15 protein-coding genes, 1 tRNA gene, 1 other RNA gene and 1 pseudogene are annotated in these 17,280 nt (G+C 28.5%); 10 read left to right on the top strand and 8 right to left on the bottom strand.

Features of this window, described 5'->3' with window-relative positions; genetic code table 11:
- Window positions 1-40: 40 nt before the first annotated feature.
- The 4 genes and pseudogenes from CSGHG_RS18740 to CSGHG_RS21480 all read left to right on the top strand — a co-directional run bounded on the left by CSGHG_RS18740 (window position 41) and on the right by CSGHG_RS21480 (window position 6,306).
- Window positions 41-724, top strand: a complete 684-nt coding sequence (locus CSGHG_RS18740) for an ABC transporter ATP-binding protein (protein WP_010299618.1) — start codon at window positions 41-43, stop codon at window positions 722-724.
- On the top strand, window positions 721-3,360 hold the full coding sequence (locus CSGHG_RS18735; protein WP_010299614.1) for an ABC transporter permease: 2,640 nt from the start codon (window positions 721-723) through the stop codon (window positions 3,358-3,360). Before CSGHG_RS18740 ends, CSGHG_RS18735 begins: the two co-directional genes overlap by 4 nt.
- 536 nt (window positions 3,361-3,896) lie before the next feature.
- Window positions 3,897-5,273 (top strand): alanine/glycine:cation symporter family protein, encoded by a 1,377-nt coding sequence (locus CSGHG_RS18730; RefSeq protein ID WP_010299609.1) that lies wholly within the window; start codon window positions 3,897-3,899, stop codon window positions 5,271-5,273.
- Between the two features lie 134 nt (window positions 5,274-5,407).
- Window positions 5,408-6,306: pseudogene (locus CSGHG_RS21480) on the top strand (phosphatidylserine decarboxylase).
- Window positions 6,307-6,319: 13 nt separating this feature from the next.
- On the opposite strand, the gene CSGHG_RS18720 reads toward CSGHG_RS21480, so the two are convergent.
- On the bottom strand, window positions 6,320-8,404 hold the full coding sequence (locus CSGHG_RS18720; RefSeq protein WP_010299602.1) for a methyl-accepting chemotaxis protein: 2,085 nt from the start codon (window positions 8,402-8,404) through the stop codon (window positions 6,320-6,322).
- 448 nt (window positions 8,405-8,852) lie between these two features.
- Here CSGHG_RS18720 and CSGHG_RS18715 point away from each other — a divergent pair, with 448 nt between their 5' ends.
- From CSGHG_RS18715 to CSGHG_RS18695, 5 genes are all read left to right on the top strand, one after another.
- Window positions 8,853-9,521, top strand: coding sequence for a DUF969 domain-containing protein (locus tag CSGHG_RS18715; protein ID WP_010299601.1), 669 nt, complete (start codon window positions 8,853-8,855; stop codon window positions 9,519-9,521).
- 17 nt (window positions 9,522-9,538) lie between these two features.
- Window positions 9,539-10,468, top strand: a complete 930-nt coding sequence (locus CSGHG_RS18710; RefSeq protein WP_010299600.1) for a DUF979 domain-containing protein — start codon at window positions 9,539-9,541, stop codon at window positions 10,466-10,468.
- Window positions 10,469-10,490: 22 nt separating this feature from the next.
- Window positions 10,491-11,132 (top strand): pyroglutamyl-peptidase I, encoded by a 642-nt coding sequence (pcp, locus tag CSGHG_RS18705; protein WP_010299599.1) that lies wholly within the window; start codon window positions 10,491-10,493, stop codon window positions 11,130-11,132.
- Window positions 11,132-11,569, top strand: a complete 438-nt coding sequence (locus tag CSGHG_RS18700) for a gamma-glutamylcyclotransferase family protein (RefSeq protein ID WP_010299598.1) — start codon at window positions 11,132-11,134, stop codon at window positions 11,567-11,569. Before pcp ends, CSGHG_RS18700 begins: the two co-directional genes overlap by 1 nt.
- A gap of 84 nt (window positions 11,570-11,653) precedes the next feature.
- Complete coding sequence (locus CSGHG_RS18695; RefSeq protein ID WP_010299597.1) at window positions 11,654-12,337, top strand: Crp/Fnr family transcriptional regulator; 684 nt, start codon at window positions 11,654-11,656, stop codon at window positions 12,335-12,337.
- A gap of 30 nt (window positions 12,338-12,367) precedes the next feature.
- Here CSGHG_RS18695 and CSGHG_RS18690 read toward each other — a convergent pair whose 3' ends face one another.
- From CSGHG_RS18690 to CSGHG_RS18670, 7 genes are all read right to left on the bottom strand, one after another.
- Window positions 12,368-12,622: a pro-sigmaK processing inhibitor BofA family protein gene (locus tag CSGHG_RS18690; RefSeq protein WP_010299596.1), complete on the bottom strand. Its 255-nt coding sequence runs from the start codon at window positions 12,620-12,622 to the stop codon at window positions 12,368-12,370.
- Between the two features lie 152 nt (window positions 12,623-12,774).
- The gene (locus CSGHG_RS25145) at window positions 12,775-12,993 is read right to left on the bottom strand and encodes a DUF2508 family protein (RefSeq protein WP_081496361.1); all 219 of its coding nucleotides are present in this window, start codon (window positions 12,991-12,993) and stop codon (window positions 12,775-12,777) included.
- 187 nt (window positions 12,994-13,180) lie between these two features.
- On the bottom strand, window positions 13,181-13,777 hold the full coding sequence (gene recR / locus CSGHG_RS18685) for a recombination mediator RecR (RefSeq protein ID WP_010299594.1): 597 nt from the start codon (window positions 13,775-13,777) through the stop codon (window positions 13,181-13,183).
- A 34-nt stretch (window positions 13,778-13,811) separates the two neighbouring features.
- On the bottom strand, window positions 13,812-14,150 hold the full coding sequence (locus CSGHG_RS18680) for a YbaB/EbfC family nucleoid-associated protein (protein WP_010299592.1): 339 nt from the start codon (window positions 14,148-14,150) through the stop codon (window positions 13,812-13,814).
- 134 nt (window positions 14,151-14,284) lie between these two features.
- The gene (gene dnaX, locus CSGHG_RS18675; RefSeq protein ID WP_010299590.1) at window positions 14,285-15,913 is read right to left on the bottom strand and encodes a DNA polymerase III subunit gamma/tau; all 1,629 of its coding nucleotides are present in this window, start codon (window positions 15,911-15,913) and stop codon (window positions 14,285-14,287) included.
- 138 nt (window positions 15,914-16,051) lie between these two features.
- An RNA gene (ffs, locus tag CSGHG_RS22900) (signal recognition particle sRNA large type) lies at window positions 16,052-16,315 on the bottom strand.
- Window positions 16,316-16,317: 2 nt separating this feature from the next.
- Window positions 16,318-16,407: transfer RNA gene (locus CSGHG_RS18670), tRNA-Ser, on the bottom strand.
- Between the two features lie 183 nt (window positions 16,408-16,590).
- On the opposite strand from CSGHG_RS18670, the gene CSGHG_RS18665 reads away from it, so the two are divergent.
- Window positions 16,591-17,277, top strand: a complete 687-nt coding sequence (locus CSGHG_RS18665) for a TIGR00266 family protein (RefSeq protein WP_010299587.1) — start codon at window positions 16,591-16,593, stop codon at window positions 17,275-17,277.
- The last annotated feature ends 3 nt before the right edge of the window (window positions 17,278-17,280 follow it).

Here is a 17,280-nt window from a genome sequence, read left to right as displayed (position 1 = left end):
TATTTTAAAAGTATGAGTTAATAAGAAAGGGGAAAACATTTTGGAAATATTAAGAGTTGAAAATCTTACAAAAACTTACGGAAAAGGTGAGACAAAGGTTACTGCATTGGATAACTTAAACTTAAAAATAAACAAAGGAGAATTTGTTTCAATAATTGGAGCTAGTGGATCAGGTAAATCTACGCTCCTTCATATGTTAGGGGGAGTGGATAAACCTACAAGTGGAAAAATATATATCGATGGTACTAATATTTCATCAATGAATGAAACTAAATTAGCTTTATTTCGTCGACGAAAAGTAGGTTTAATATATCAGTTTTTCAATCTTATTCCTACAATAACTGTTGAAAAAAATATATTATTACCTATGTTGTTAGATGGCAGAAATCCTAAAAGAGAAGAATTTGATAAGGTTGCAAAAATGCTTGGTTTAAACGAAAGACTTAATCATTTACCAAACCAACTTTCAGGTGGTCAGCAGCAAAGGGTTGCTATCGGTCGCTCATTAATTTATAGACCTTCTATTATTTTAGCAGATGAACCTACTGGAAACCTTGATAGAAAAAATTCCGAGAGTATTCTTGAAATGTTGAAAATTTCAAATAAAGAGTATAACCAGACTATTTTAATGATTACTCATGATGAAAAAATTGCATTATCAGCAGATCGAATGATTAGAATAGATGATGGTAAAATTGTATCAGATGAGGTGATTAAGCAATGAATATTATGAATGAATATACATATAATCATTTGAGAAAAAGTAAGCGACATACAATTTCTATAATGATTGCTATTATAATTTCCTCAGCACTTCTATGTTCACTATGTATATTTGTACATACTGTATGGAAAGGAAAAGTAACCTCAACAATTGAACATGCAGGTTATTGGCATGGGGAATTATGGGATTATATATCAGGTGATAAATTTAAATATGTAACAGAAAACCCAGAGGTTGAAACCACCATGGTTAAAGGATCATGGGTTACTACTAAACTTTCAAATACAAAACGTCCCTATCTGATAATGAGAGATGCAGATGCAAATTATTGGTCTGATCTGGATTTGAAAGATAATCTTACGAAAGGTAAATTTCCAGAAAAATCTGGAGAAATTGTTGTATCAAAATTATTTTTCGTGGAGAATCCTTCATATAAAATTGGTGATAAATTAACGATTCCTACAGGTAATCGTATGTTAGGTGATAAAGTAATTAGAGGAAACAGTTATAAACAAACAGGGGAGACTTTTAAAGAAATAGAGACTAAGACGTATACAATAGTTGGAGAGATAGATATTTCTGGAGAGATGTCTATATTTCCAGGATATACTGCTATGGGATACTTGGATCCTTCACAAATTCAACCTGAAGATGAACTTACGGTTTATATGCGTTTGGTGAACCCACGTAAAATATATGAGATATTACCCCAAATCGCTAAGTCTGCAGGATTAACTAAGGATGAACATGGACAATATAACGTTAGGTACAACACATCTTTATTAACTTTATATGGAATTAGTAATAAAAATGATGAAAGCACTCAAATCATTGGAATAATAGCAATGGTAATAATACTTACTTTACTAGTTATGGGAACATTTATCCTTATTATATATAATGCATTTTCACTATCTGCTAATAGCAGGATTAAACAACTAGGTATTCTAAAAAGTTTAGGAGCAACTCCAAGGCAAATTAGGCATTCTGTTATATATGAGGGGTTTTTGCTCTGGATTATTCAATTGCCAATAGGCATTATAACAGGATACCTATTTAGTTATATGGTTGTTTTTAAAATTAATGAAATTCTTAGTGCTGTAGAAGGTTTTAGAAAAATAGATATTTCCTTCTCATGGGTAGTAGTTGGTTTTGCTATCATTATTTCATTGATTACTGTTTTAATATCAGCATATATTCCAGCAAGAAAAGTATCGAAAGTACCAGCTATTGTTGGAATACGTCAGAATAGTAATAAAGTAAAATTGAAAAAACAAAAAAGCTATCGAATAATTAAAAAAATATTTGGTACAGAAGGTGAGCTAGCAAGATCGCAATTTTTAGCTAATAAAAAAAGTTTACGTACAGCTGTACTATCTCTTTCAATATGTTTTAGCTTAATAGTGGGGTATATTGCCTTTATATCTATATATAATTTAGGTATGTCTGAAAACCGTGAAATGACACAATATGATATGAGAGTTAATTTAAAAATTGATGATGAACCAAGTGATGAGATGATAAATAAAATTCTTTCGATACTAGGAGTTAAAGGGAACGTAATTAGAAGAGACGTACGTACTACAACATATGTAACATCAGAACAAGAGTCAGATATTTTTGCTAAATCTGGAGGATTTGATGGGGTAAATACCATAAAATACAATGTATTAAATGAAAATGGAAAACATAGAATTATAGCAAAATTAGTTGGATTAAGCGATGAATCATTTAAAAAGTATTGTGAAGAAGTTGGCATTAATTCTGATAAGTATTATCAAGATGGTGTAGTTACAGGAATACTATTAGACAGTTCATATCATACACCAAAGGATTCAAAAATTAGACAAAAAATGCCATTGCTAAATATAAAAGAGGGTGATGAGCTAGTTTTAAATGAAAAAGTAGAAAATGATATGAATGCAAATTATGAATTTAATTTTCAAGTAGGAGATGTTACAGAGGTATTTCCAGGGGAATTAGGAATGGGTGGATACAGCGTAGCTTGTATAGTACCTATGAAAACATATCAGAAAATAGTTAGTAATTTTATGCCAGAACGTATACTTGAATCCAACAATATGTCAATTGATTTGTTGGTTGGTGAGGAGGCTAGTCCAAGCATAAAGGAGGAATTAAATAAGATTTGTAGTTCTTATCTTGGAACTGAAGATTTTACCATATGGAGTCTATTGGAAGAAAAAAATTACGACGAATTAGTTCAAAGAGCTACAGACATTAGTGTCTTTGCTATAGCATTAATGATTGGGTTAATTGGTATTTTTAATGCATTTTCTACCATTTCCAATAATCTTAGATTACGCAAGAGAGAATTTGCTATACTTAGATCAGTAGGATTAACGCCAAAAGGATTAAATAAAATACTGATGTTAGAAGGTTTATTTTTCGCTGCAACACCTATTATTGTCAGTATTCCAATGGTATTATTTATCTGTTGGTTTATATTGAAAATAATGCCAATAACGTGGGCTCAGTTCATATCTGTTTTACCATTAGGTGTAATTCTAGGGTATACTATGCTTATAATTATATCTATTTTCTTATCATATTATTTTTCTTCAACATGTGTTAAAAAAAGTAATGTAGTAGAGTCAATAAAAAACGAAATAGTATAATTTATAATCTATTACTAAGAAGTAATTTTTTCATAAAGTATGATTATATTATATTTAATATATAAAAAATAAATCCTTTAAAACCGTAGGTTTATATAGCCTAAGGTTTTTTATATGAAAGTACATAATTTTAAAAGTTTTGCTATGTATAAGACTATCATATTTCATAGGAGAAAACATAATTAGATAAAGTAGATATTTGTATTTTATAATATTATTTCTATCGTATAAAAAATTAGTAGAAACTTAGGGAAGGAATTTTTAAGAATATACTATATTTTAAGAAAATTATATATTTATTAAAATAGTTTAAATAAATGTATATTTAACAAAATATACACTAAAAAGCTAAAGAAAGTACATTTATAGACATTTCAAATAGTACAAGCATAATCTATAATTAAAGTATATTGGAAATATTTATAATTAAATCATTAATTATTATAGTTGCGAATAGTTTATTTAAAATCAGTTAAATTAATGCTATTAACTATGATGACTTTATAATAAATATTGGTAGAATGGGGGAATTATTAATGGATTTATTGCTTGATTTTGTTATTAAAGTAAATGGAGTGTTGTGGGACTCGGTATTATTAGTGCTTTTATTAGGTACAGGTTTATATTTTACATTTAGGCTTAAATTTGTGCAAATTAGAAAGTTTGGTGAAGGATTTAGACGAATTTTTGGTGGATTGAACTTAAAAGGCAAAAAAGCTGGAGAAGATGGTATGAGTTCATTCCAAGCAGTAGCAACGGCAATAGCAGCACAAGTTGGTACAGGAAACTTGGCTGGAGCTGCAACAGCAATAGCTTCAGGAGGACCAGGAGCTATATTTTGGATGTGGTTAAGTGCATTTTTTGGAATGTCAACAATTTACGCAGAGGCAGTACTTGCTCAACTATTCAGAACTAAAGTTGAAGGTGAGGTTACTGGTGGACCAGCATATTATATCAAAAATGGTATAAAAAATAAAAAGATAGGATCTTTTCTAGCAACATTTTTTGCAATTGCTTGTATATTAGCATTAGCTTTTATGGGAAATGCAGTACAGGCCAATTCAATATCTGATGCATTTAATAATGCATTTGGTTTTTCACCTTTAATTATAGGTATATTAGTTTCTATATTAGCAGGTTTTGTATTTTTTGGAGGCATGGGACGTATAGCATCTGTTACTGAAAAAATAGTACCTATTATGGCAGCATTTTATATAGTTACAGCAGTTATAATAATAGGAATGAACGGAAGTGAAATATTACCAGCTTTTAAAGCGATAGTTGTTGGTGCTTTTAACCCTCAGGCAGTTATGGGAGGAGCTATAGGTGTTACTGTAAAACAAGCGGTAAGATATGGTGTAGCAAGAGGTTTATTCTCTAATGAAGCTGGTATGGGTTCAACTCCACATGCTCATGCTGTTGCGAAGGTGAAGCATCCATGTGAACAAGGATCAGTCGCAATAGTTAGTGTGTTTATTGATACTTTTGTAATATTAACATTAACAGCATTAGCTATAATAACAAGTGGAGCTAACAACATGGAAGGGTTAAAAGGTATAGCGCTAACTCAAAAGGCATTTGAGCTAACACTAGGTAATTTTGGACAAGGGTTCATAGCTATTTGCTTATTATTCTTTGCTTTTTCAACAATAATAGGATGGTACTTCTTTGGTGAATCAAACATAAAATACTTATTTGGAAAAAAAGCATTAAATATATATAGAATATTAGTAATGGTTATAATTGTTATTGGTTCAACTTTAAAAGTAGATTTAGTTTGGGAATTAGCAGATACATTTAATGGATTAATGGTTATACCAAATTTAATTGCTTTATTAGTATTAAGTGGTTTAGTAGTAAAAAGTTCAAGAGAATATGATGGTGTGGAAGAAGATAAGGATATAGAAATATAGACGTATATAAATAGAGGTAAAAAAGGTTGTTTTTATGTTAAAACAACCTTTTTTTATGATATAGTTAATAAGTATAAATTATTTTAAATTAGGTACCTTAAAAAGTAAGGTATAAATTTATTTAGGAGAAGAATATGATTAAGTACTATAATAGAAAAAAAGAAAAATATGAAATAGAAAATATAGCAGGGGAGAAAATTTTAAGATGGACATATGAATCACCTGTAGGAAAGACATTCTTAGAATTATTTATAAAAAGGAAAGTAGTATCTAAAGTATACGGAATGTATTGCAATAGTAAATTAAGTAGGAAAAAAATAAATGGATTTATTAATGATTTTGATATTGATATGAGTAGATTCAAAAATAAGGAAAATGAATATAAGTCCTTTAATGAATTTTTTACAGAGGAATAGGAAAAGACAAGTTAATTTTTAACAAAGATAAAGAGGTTTTTATTTCTCCAGCAGATAGTAAATTACTAGCACTTAATATTAGTTCTAAGAAAAATATAATTAATATTAAAGGTTTTGATTATAGTATAGAAGAGTTATTAGGAGATGCTAAATTAGCTAAAGAATATGAAGGGGGATTGAGCCTTATATTTAGACTATGTCCAACAGATTATCATAGATTCCATTTTATTGATAATGGAATATGCTTAAAAACAAAAAAAATAAAAGGAAAGTATTATTCAGTAAATCCAATAGCCCTTGAAAAAATAGATAGAATTTTTATAGAAAATAAAAGGGAATATAGTATATTTAAAAGTGATAATTTTAAAGAAATAGTTTATATGGAAGTAGGAGCAACATGTGTAGGTTCAATAATTCAAACATATAAGGAAAACTCTAAAATATGTAAAGGTGAAGAAAAGGGATATTTTAAATTTGGTGGGTCTACAGTAATCCTCTTAGTAAAAAAAGATATTATAACAATTGATGAAGATATAAAAGAACAAAGTGAAAAAGGGATAGAAACATCAGTGGATATAGGTGAAAGAATAGGTACTATAAAAAAGATGCACCATTAAAAGTGCATCTTTTTTATAGTTTAAATTTAGAGGTTATATTAGTTAGTCTTAATGCGCTATCCCTGTTGTTTAGGCAAGCATCATTAATATTAGTTAGCTTTAATGCAATTTCTTCCGTTTTATTAGATATATTCAAAGTTCCATTTGCGCCTTCATTTATAGTGTGAGAAACTTCATCTATAGCATCTACTAATCCGGATACATATATATTTAAGTTTTGAGCTTCTTTACTAAAATCAATCATAAAATTGTCAAAAGAAGAAGCATCTTTAGAATAGGATTTACCAGTTTCAATCATTTTTTCATAATCTGAGTTAAGTTGAGATTCCATAAAATCTATCATTTTTTTAGAACTAATAGAAAGACTTTCTACTGAATCATATACAATTTTAACTAAGTTTTGTATATTAGCAGCAGTTTTTCTAGATTCAAGTGCTAATTTTCTAACTTCTTCAGCTACAACAGCAAAGCCCCTACCAGCATCACCAGCTCTAGCTGCTTCAATTGCAGCATTTAATGCTAAAAGATTTGTTTGCTCTGTTATTTGCATTATAGCATTAGCAAGTCCATTTATTTGATTTACACCTTTTGATGTTTCAAGTGCATGCTCTAATTCTTTTTTTACATCAGAATATAAGTTAGCAGTTAATTCCTTAGATTGTAAAGAGGAATTTTCGAATTCTAAAGCTTTTTTAACTATGGATTTTGCTATTTCAGATCCATTAAGTGATTCAGAAGCTATAGAATCTATTCCAACCTTCATTTTCTCAGAAGATGCATTCATTTCTTCTGAGGTAGCAGCAGTCTGTTGAAGTCCATAAGACAAAACTGAAACATCATTAAAAGTTTCTTCTGCATTTTTTTTAAGTTTTTCTATAGAGTTTTCAACAACTTGAACATTAGACGTAATTATATTTTCTACTTCAGAGAGTTCGGTCACAACTTCTCTAAGAACTTTTCTCATATCTATTACAGCAGAAGAGATTTCGCCTATTTCATCTTTACCTAATGTAGAGATTTTTATATTATCCTGTGATAAATCTAATTTAGATGTTTTTATGACCAAATCTTTTGCTATTAATATTGGTTTTATTAAAAATTTTGCTATTATAAAAGCAAATATTAAACAAATTAAAGAGACTATAACAGCAATAAGTACTATGGTTTTAGTTAAATCACTAAGTGGAGAAAGAAGATTTTTCTCATTTGTATATAAAACTAAAGTCCAATTAGTTTTAGGAATTACACCATAGGAACCAATAAGTATATCTTTATTTTCTTTGAATTTTATTGATGAAATATTTACTTTCATTCCGTTTTTTGCTTTTTTTACAATTTGTTTAAGTTCATTTACATTTAATTCAGTGCCTAATAATTCAGGCTTAGAACTATGAATGTATATCCCATTTTCATCTAGTAAACTTGTAAGGGTTACTGCATCTTTGTTAATATTTATGTCTTTCAAATACTTGGAAAAGCTGTCAACTAAAACATAAGAAGCAACATATCCTATACACTGGCCATGATTAGTATAATCTTTTACAGGATTAGTAAAGACCATAACATTTTTTTGAGTTTTCTCAGATTTAAAAGAATTACTTACAAATTGACCACCGGAGGAACTGACACCGTGAAAACTTTTAGCTGATACACTTTTATTTATCATATCTTTTTCACTATCTGCTATTACTACACCATTTAAATCAATTAAAGACAATCTTTCAACAGAAGGTGTGTTTTTTAAGTAATTATCAAAGGTATTTAATATATTTTCAATATCATTTTTATTATTAGATTTTGAGTTTGATAAGGCTTCAAAAGCAAAGGAATTATTAGAAAGGGAAACAGTTTCACTAGTATATTTTTCTATCATTGTAGAAATTGTATCTATAGATTTTTCAACAATAGTTTCCAAACTATGTTCGCTTAAATTTGAAATTATAGCTGAACCTTTTATATAAATAAAGCTAGTAGTTATTATCATTGCTGCTATAACTATAATACTTATAGTAGCAGAAATTTTTAAACCTATAGAGTTTTTGTTGTTTTTAGTAAACTTTTTTAAGGCTTTAAAATTAATAACCTTTTCTTTAAACAAATTAATCTTAGAAGGTTTTGTTTTAGAACTAGCTCTTTTACATCCTTTTTAAGTTTTTAAATTTAGTTTTTCTTTATTTAAATTATTCCCCATAAAAGCAACCTCCTAAATAATACCTTATAACTTTAAAATATTAATATATTAATATTTTATCATAATATTCCAAAAATTTGGAACATTGTAAAAATATTTAACAATTGATACATATTATTCAATGTTTTATATACATTGAATAATATAAAAATTTTAAATATTAAATTATTTAAACTTAATATAAAATTTAATATCAAAATAACATTAAATATTTATGTAAATATTAATTTTTAGTAAACAAAAGGTTTATTTTTATGAAATTGTATATGCAGATACAGAATAAAAAATTAATTATCAGTATAATCTAAAAAAACAAACTTAAAAGATAAATCTGAAAAAGAAAGGGATGTAATAAATGACACTTATAGGAATCGTTATAGTTATTATAGGTTTTGCTTTAAAATTAGACACTATAGCTGTAGTTGTATCAGCTGGTGTTGTTACAGGAATAGTAGCAAATATAAGTTTTATTGAGATTTTAGAAATATTAGGTTCTACTTTTGTTAGTCAAAGACATATGTCACTTTTTATATTAACATTACCAGTTATAGGAATGTGTGAACGATATGGATTAAAAGAAAGAGCTATAGAGCTTATAAGTAAAGCTAAAAATTTATCTACAGGAAAAACTCTTACTTTATATCTATTTATAAGAGAGGCAGCAGCAGCAGCATCTGTTAGATTAGGTGGTCATGCTCAATTTATAAGACCTCTAATAAATCCTATGGCTCAAGGTGCTGCAGTAGGAAAATATGGAGAAATAGATGAAAAATTAGAAGATAAGATAAAAGGTGCAGCTGCAGCTATGGAAAACTACGGGAACTTCTTTGCTCAAAATGTATTTATGGCAAGTTCAGGAGTGCTGTTAATAGCTGGAACTTTAACTGAATTAGGATATACAGCAAACACTTTAGATATAGCTAAAGCATCAATACCAGTAGCTTTAATAACATTTTTATTAGTAGCATTACAAAATCACTTATTAGATAAATCAATACAAAGAGAAATGAAAAAACACAACTAGAAGAAGGAGGAATTAATATGGATATAAAAGCTATAACAGATATATTATTAGAAGTATTTTACACCATGGTTGGATTGCTTATGTTAACAACAGCATTTAGTACATTTAAGGATAAAAACCATAAAGCAAGAATTGGAACTATGATGTTTTGGAGTATATTAGCTATAATCTTTATTTTGGGTAAAGTTATTCCACCTGCTATAGTTGGAGGATTATTAGTAGTATTAGGAATACTAACAGCAAGTAAGAAAGTTAAAGTAGGTAATTTAAAACCTCTAAGTAGTGAGTTTGCACACAGACAATGTAAGAAATTAGGAAATAAAATATTTATACCATCTATTGCAATAGCTGTAGTTGCTCTTGTTATAGCACAGTTTACGCCTTTAGGTGGTGTAGTGGCTATAGGTATATCTGCAGTTACAGCAATATTAATAACTTTTGCAATAACAAAAGCTACACCAAAAATGCTAATTGAAGATGGAGATAGAATGCTTCAGTCAGTTGGTTCTACAAGTATATTACCTCAACTTTTAGCAGCATTAGGGTCATTATTTACTGCAGCAGGCGTTGGTGAAGTTATTGCCGGGGGAATATCGAGCTTTATTCCAAGTGGAAATATACTTATAGGAATATCTGCATACTGTTTAGGTATGGCTATATTTACAATGATAATGGGAAATGCTTTCGCTGCATTTTCAGTTATAACAGCAGGTGTTGGAATTCCATTTGTATTTGCGCAAGGAGCAAACCCAGCAATTGCTGGGGCATTAGCATTAACAGCAGGATATTGTGGAACGTTATTAACACCTATGGCAGCAAACTTTAATGTAATGCCAGCGGCATTATTAGAAACTATAGATAAAAATGCAGTTATAAAATATCAAGCACCAGTAGCTATAATACTTTTAATTTTACATATACCATTAATGTATTTCTTAGCATTTTAGGGCATCATAGGAGGTAAAGAGTATGAAAGTTTTAATTACAGGATTTGATCCTTTTGGAGGAGAAAAAGTTAACCCAGCATTAGAGGCAGTTAAATTATTACCAAATGTTATAGCTGGAGCAGAGGTTATAAAATTAGAAATACCTACTGTTTTTAGGAAATCTGTTATGCATATAGATGAGGCTATAAAGATGAATAACCCAGACATTGTAATAGCAGTTGGTCAAGCTGGTGGAAGATTTGGAATTAATCCAGAAAGAGTTGCTATAAATATAGATGACGCAAGAATAAAAGATAATATAGGAAATCAACCTATAGATATAGAAATTGAAAAAGACGGTAAAGAAGCGTATTTTTCAAATTTACCAATAAAGGCTATGGTGAAAAAAATGAATGATAATGGAATACCAGCAGCAGTTTCAAATACAGCAGGAACTTTTGTTTGTAATCATGTTATGTATGGAATACTATATTTAATAGATAAAAAATATCCTAATATAAAAGGTGGATTTATACATGTTCCATATATACCAAAACAAGTAATATCAAAGCCTAACACACCATGTATGTCTCTAAATGACATATCAAAAAGTTTAGAATTATGTATAGAAGCTGCAGTTGAAAATAGTGAAGATTTAAAGATAACAGGAGGGACAATTTGCTAATGTTAGAGCCAAAAGAAAGATTAAAAATATTTGTTTATGGAAGTTTAAGAACTGGCTTTTTTAATTATGATATATATTTAAATGGAAAAGTGAAAGAGTGTAATTTAGGTAGAATAAAAGGTAAATTATTTCATATGCCAAATAAAAAGTATCCAGCACTATTAGATGGAGAAGACTATGTTTATGGTGAAATCATGGAAGTAGATAATTATGAAGAAGTAATAGTTGCTATGGATAAGATGGAAGGATATTATGAGCCTAATAGTAAAGAGAACGAATATAATAGAATTATTGTTGATGTGTATAATATAGACAAAGATATAATCGAAAAGTGTTATGTTTATAAGTATGCATTAAATGATAAAGACATATTTGATAAACATAGCGCTTACATAAATCATGGTGATTGGAAAAAGTTTATGACAAATAAATTATAATATAAAATAAAAAGTGGTATACTATAAAATAAAAAGGGTAAGTTAACTTACTCTTTTTTATTTATATTAAAAGGTAGTGGCGATATGTATAAAAAATTATTTGACTTAGATAAACAAAAAAATATGAGAGATTTTTTTCTTAACAACTTAAGTAAAAAAGGAAAATTAATTGCATATAAAAAAAATGATACTATAAATCATATAGATATAAATGAATTAATAATAGTTGTATCTGGAAAAGTTAAGGTTATTACATTTACCATATCAGGACAAGAAAAAGTACTTTTTTACCTAAGAAGTGGAGAAATAGATGGTGAAATATCATATTTTGGAGATGAACATATCCATTCAAAAATTATAGCATTAGAAGATTCTGTTATAAGTCACATTTCTTATGACATTTTAACTGATGTAATTAGTGAATATCCAGAGTATTATAGTTTTTTTATTCATAGTATTATAAGAAAATATAGGATAGCTTTATCGCAAATATATGATTTTTTAGCAGAAAATCCTAAAGTTAGAATAGCATCTACTTTATATAGATTAGCAACACAAACTCCTAAGTATATTGATGGAAGACAGACTATAGATTTACTTTTAACACATCAGGAACTAGCCAATTTAATAGGATGTTCCAGGGTTACAGTAACTAGAATTTTGAAGGAGTTAAAAAACGAAGGAATAATAGATACAAAAACTAAAGAAATTTATATAAATGATATAAAAAAGTTAAAAGAATTATCAGGTATATATGATGACGAATAAAAACCTACTCTAAAATAGAGTAGGTTTTTATTATACCATTAGATTAAAAATAATTAAAAAAAGTACTCCTGGAATACCTAGTAAGCCTGCTATTAAAGCAGTTACAGCATTTATTGCTATGTATATACCAAATGGACCACCTACAAAGTTAATCAATAATAATAAAATTCCTCCTAAGATTCCATTTACTATTAGCTTCATAAGAATCTTTATTGGCCATGCAAAAAGTTTTCCAATTATAAATAAACCTATAACAGCAGCAATAAATATTAAAGCAGTATCCATAAAATCATCTCCTCGGTAATTACCTAATTTATAATATAGGTATAATATAGGGAAACAAGCTCCAATTTAAATTTATTCAATAATTTTAAAAGTAAACTTGGAACCTTATAGTAATATTATATATCAATATTAAGGAGTATATGAGAAAAATATTATTTATAGGTACTACTTAATTCTTCTAACATTAAACTTCCATCTAAAGTTATGCCTTTAGTTTTAGCTAAGGAAAGAAAATATAAATATTTAGATTTTGCCTCATCCTCTTTACATATTATTAAATCTATTAATTTAGGATCACTAACAAATTGAAAATAATTTTTTGCATTTTGCCATTCTTCTAAAGCATCATTTAATTGAGTAATAATATCTATGTCTTCTTTAGAATACTTTTTCCTTTAAATATTAATTTGAAAATATGTTTCTTATTCATAATATAAACCTCCTACTTTATAGATATTATTTACATAAAGTGGAATTGTTATACTTTTAATGAATAGATAAAACATAATAAAAGGAAGCAATTTAAAATTGCTTCCTCTTTTTGATTATATTTTATATCTAGATTTCTTTTCTTCCCTCTAGTGCTTTTGATAAGGTTACTTCATCTGAATATTCTAAGTCCCCACCGACAGGAACGCCGTGGGCTATTCTAGTAACTTTAACTCCTAAAGGCTTTAAAATTTTAGAAATGTACATAGCAGTAGCTTCACCTTCAATATTAGGGTTTGTTGCTACTATTATTTCTTTAGGTTCTCCATTTATTCTTGTAACTAACTCTTTTAGTTTTATATCTTCTGGACCTCTTCCGTTCATAGGTGAAATTGTTCCATGAAGAACATGATAAACACCATTATATTCTTGAACCTTTTCTAGAGTCATTATGTCTTTAGGTTGTTCAACAACGCAAATTGTTGATTTATCTCTATTAGGATTTGAACATATAGAGCATGGAGTTGAATCAGTAAAATTACCACAAACAGGGCAATATTTTATAGTTCCTCTTGCTTTAACAAGAGCTGAAGCGAACTCCTCAACTTCTTCACGAGGTAAATTAAGAACATAAAGGGTTAATCTTTGAGCTGTTTTTGCTCCTATACCTGGGAGTTTGGAAAACTCTTCTATAAGCTTTTCTATTGCTACAGGATAAAAATCCAATTTATTCACCTCTAAGTTTTTAGCTTATTTATTATTAAAATAAACCAGGCATATTTAGGCCACCAGTTAATTTACCCATATCATTTGCAGTTTGAGTTTCAGCTGTTTTTAAAGCTTCATTACAAGCTAACATAACTAAATCTTCTAACATTTCAACATCATCTGGATCAACAACTTCTGGTTTAATAGAAACTTTTAATAATTCTCTTTTTCCATTAACTACAGCAGTAACTGCACCGCCACCGGCTCTACCTTCAAAAGTTTTATTTTCTAAATCTTTTTGCATATCTTCCATTTGTTTTTGGAATTTTTGAGCTTGTTTTATTAAATTATTCATATTTCCACCCATTCCTGGGAATCCACCTTTTGCCATAAATTATTCCTCCTTTAAATTAAAGTAAATATATTATATATTATCAATATATTAGTATATATAATATTTGATAATAATGTAACTAAAATTAATATTTATTTTACTTATTTTATTTATATTAACATTTTAATATATTATTCATCAATTATTTCTACTAAATCTTCTCCAAAAGTTTTTAAAAGCATATCTTCTTTAGATATAGATTCCTCTTGTGGTTTATCTATAGAATAGTCAACTACAACATTTGCCTTTAAAACTTCTGAAAAAATAGAGTTTATAATTTTTCGATTATCTTCTTTTTCTAATCTTTTTTTATGAAATTCATATTGTTTTTCAAAAATGATATTTATTCTATTTCCTTTAACATAGTTTATTTTCCCAACCATTAGAGCCGCTGCTAAAACCATGTTCTTTCTAGATTTTAATAGCTGTTGAATATCTTTAAATGACTTACTCACAGTATCAAAATCAATAGAGCAATTTTCAAAAGTTACATCATTGTCTTCTATAGAAGTGTCAGGTGTTGAAGCTTTAGGTATATAGATATCTTTTTTACTTGATATTTTATTTTCATCAATAACTTTATTATTAGAAACTACCTTTGAGACTATACCATTTTTTATAGTATTTTCTATCTTATTAATTCTAGATAAAATAACTTCTTGAGATGTATCATATTCAAATTTACACATTTTTATTATAGCAAGTTCAAGATAAATTCTTCCTTGTTTTGAATACTTGGCATTTTCTTCTGTGTCCTGAAGTATTTTTATATATCTCATTATTTCTTCAACTCTTAACTTCTCACTTTGAAGTTTTAAAAGTTCTATGTTTTCTATAGACATTTCTAAAACTTCTTCTGGACTTTCAGTAACCTTTACCATCATTAAATCTCTCATATGCTTAGTAAAATCTTTAATAAATAAATTTACATCTTTACCAGAGGAGATTGCATTATTAATGGTTTTAACTGCACCTTCAATATCCTTTGAAATTATAAAGTCTGTAAGAGTTATTAAATCATCATTAGTCATAAGTCCAAGCATTTTAACTATATTTTCATATTCAACTTTATTATTACTCATTGATATAGCTTGATCTAAAATGCTTAGTGCATCTCTCATTGCACCATCACATATTCTAGAAATTAACTTTAAGCTTTTATCTTCAGCATAAACACCTAGAATATCAGTTATTTGTTTAAGTCTTAAAAATATATCATCATTTTTAATTCGCTTAAAATCAAATTTTTGACACCTAGAAAGTATTGTTATAGGTAATTTTTGTGGATCTGTTGTTGCTAAAATAAATATAACATAACTAGGTGGTTCTTCTAAAGTTTTTAAGAATGCATTAACAGCACCTTGAGATAACATATGAACTTCATCTATAATATAAACTTTATATTTAGATTCTTGAGGAGGATATTGTACATCATCTATAATATCCCTTATATTATCTACCTTATTATGAGAAGCTGCGTCTAACTCAACTACATCTATAGCAGTTCCATTATTTATTTTAATGCACATTTCACACTCATTACATGGTTCACCATCTTGAGAATTAAGACAATTTACTGCTTTCGAAAAAATTTTAGCGGTAGAGGTCTTACCGGTTCCTCTTGTTCCGCATAGCAAATATGCATGAGCTATTCTTTCGCTCTTTATTGCATTTTTTAATGTAGTACTTATATGATTTTGACCAACAACATCCTCAAATTTTTGGGGCCTAAATTTTCTGTAGAGTGCAGTATAACCCATAATTTCACCTCATATCTTACCAATAATATTATAAAGTATTTACAACAATTACAATGAACTACTTTATATTATATAATATAATTTTTTATGTATAAAAAAAAGATGCAAAAATGCATCTTGTACTTTTAAGATTTAAAGTCGTACACCTCGCTTCGATATTAATTTATATGCGTTACCTATGTAGTTAACTCAAACCAGGTTAATCCACGGCACATAAAGGGGCTCACTTATCGCTGCTTCCTTCCAGACCTGACGAGGTTCATGAGTCTTTATTGCGTGGGACCCAGTTATCAACGCCACTTACATAGGCCAGACCATACAAATTAATACCTAGGCGAGGAATTCAACCCTGCTATAGCGGATTGCAGGTGCAGGGCACCGCTAACTCCCCGTCTAGTACGACATGGCGGAGAGAGAGGGATTTGAACCCTCGGTAGAGTTTCCCCTACACACGCGTTCCAGGCGTGCTCCTTCAGCCGCTCGGACATCTCTCCATACAATATTCATTATGTAAATAACATTATACTATTATAATGTTACAATTTCAAGTATTATATTATTAATAAATTGTACATATATTGGATTAATTAAACATTTTATTATATTTATTATAAAAAACATTTTTTTTTCGATATTATACATATATAATATTATAAAAAATGTTTAAGAGGTGCTTTATGAATTATGAAATAAAAGGTGGGAATATGCCAGTGGCAATATGTACATTAGACCAGGGAGAAACTGTAGTCTCTGAATCAGGTGCTATGGGGTGGATGAGTGAAAATATTGTTATGGACACTAATATGAAAGGCGGACTATTTGGGGGAATAGGAAGAGCCTTATCTGGTGATAGTTTGTTTTTAAATACATTTACATGTACAAATGGACAAGGAACTATAGCTTTCCCTTGCTCAGTACCAGGAAAATTATTAGTGAAAAATTTATATCAAGGACAAACTTTGATTTGTCAAAAGGGTGCATTTTTAGCAGCAGAAACTTCTGTTGAGTTTAAAATTCACCTAAAGAAAAGAATATCATCTGGTCTTTTTGGTGGAGAGGGTTTTATACTTCAAAGAATGACAGGTCCAGGTATAGTGTTCTTAGAGTTTGATGGACATGTTGAAGAAATGGATCTATCACCAGGTGAAACAATTAAAGTTGATACGGGACATGTTGCAGCTTTTGAATCTACAGTTAACTTTGACATAGAAATGGTTAAAGGTGTGAAAAACATGTTGTTTGGAGGAGAAGGTTTGTTTTTAACAACGCTAACAGGTCCAGGAAGAGTTTATCTTCAAACAATGCCAATAAGCAATTTAGCATCAAGAATATATCCATATATACCAATGAAGAGTGGAAATTAATAA

Origin of the sequence: Clostridium senegalense JC122 (assembly GCF_000285575.1) — a bacterium.
Taxonomy (GTDB): Bacteria; Bacillota; Clostridia; order Clostridiales; family Clostridiaceae; genus Clostridium_J; species Clostridium_J senegalense.
This window is presented reverse-complemented; position numbering and strand designations above follow the sequence as displayed.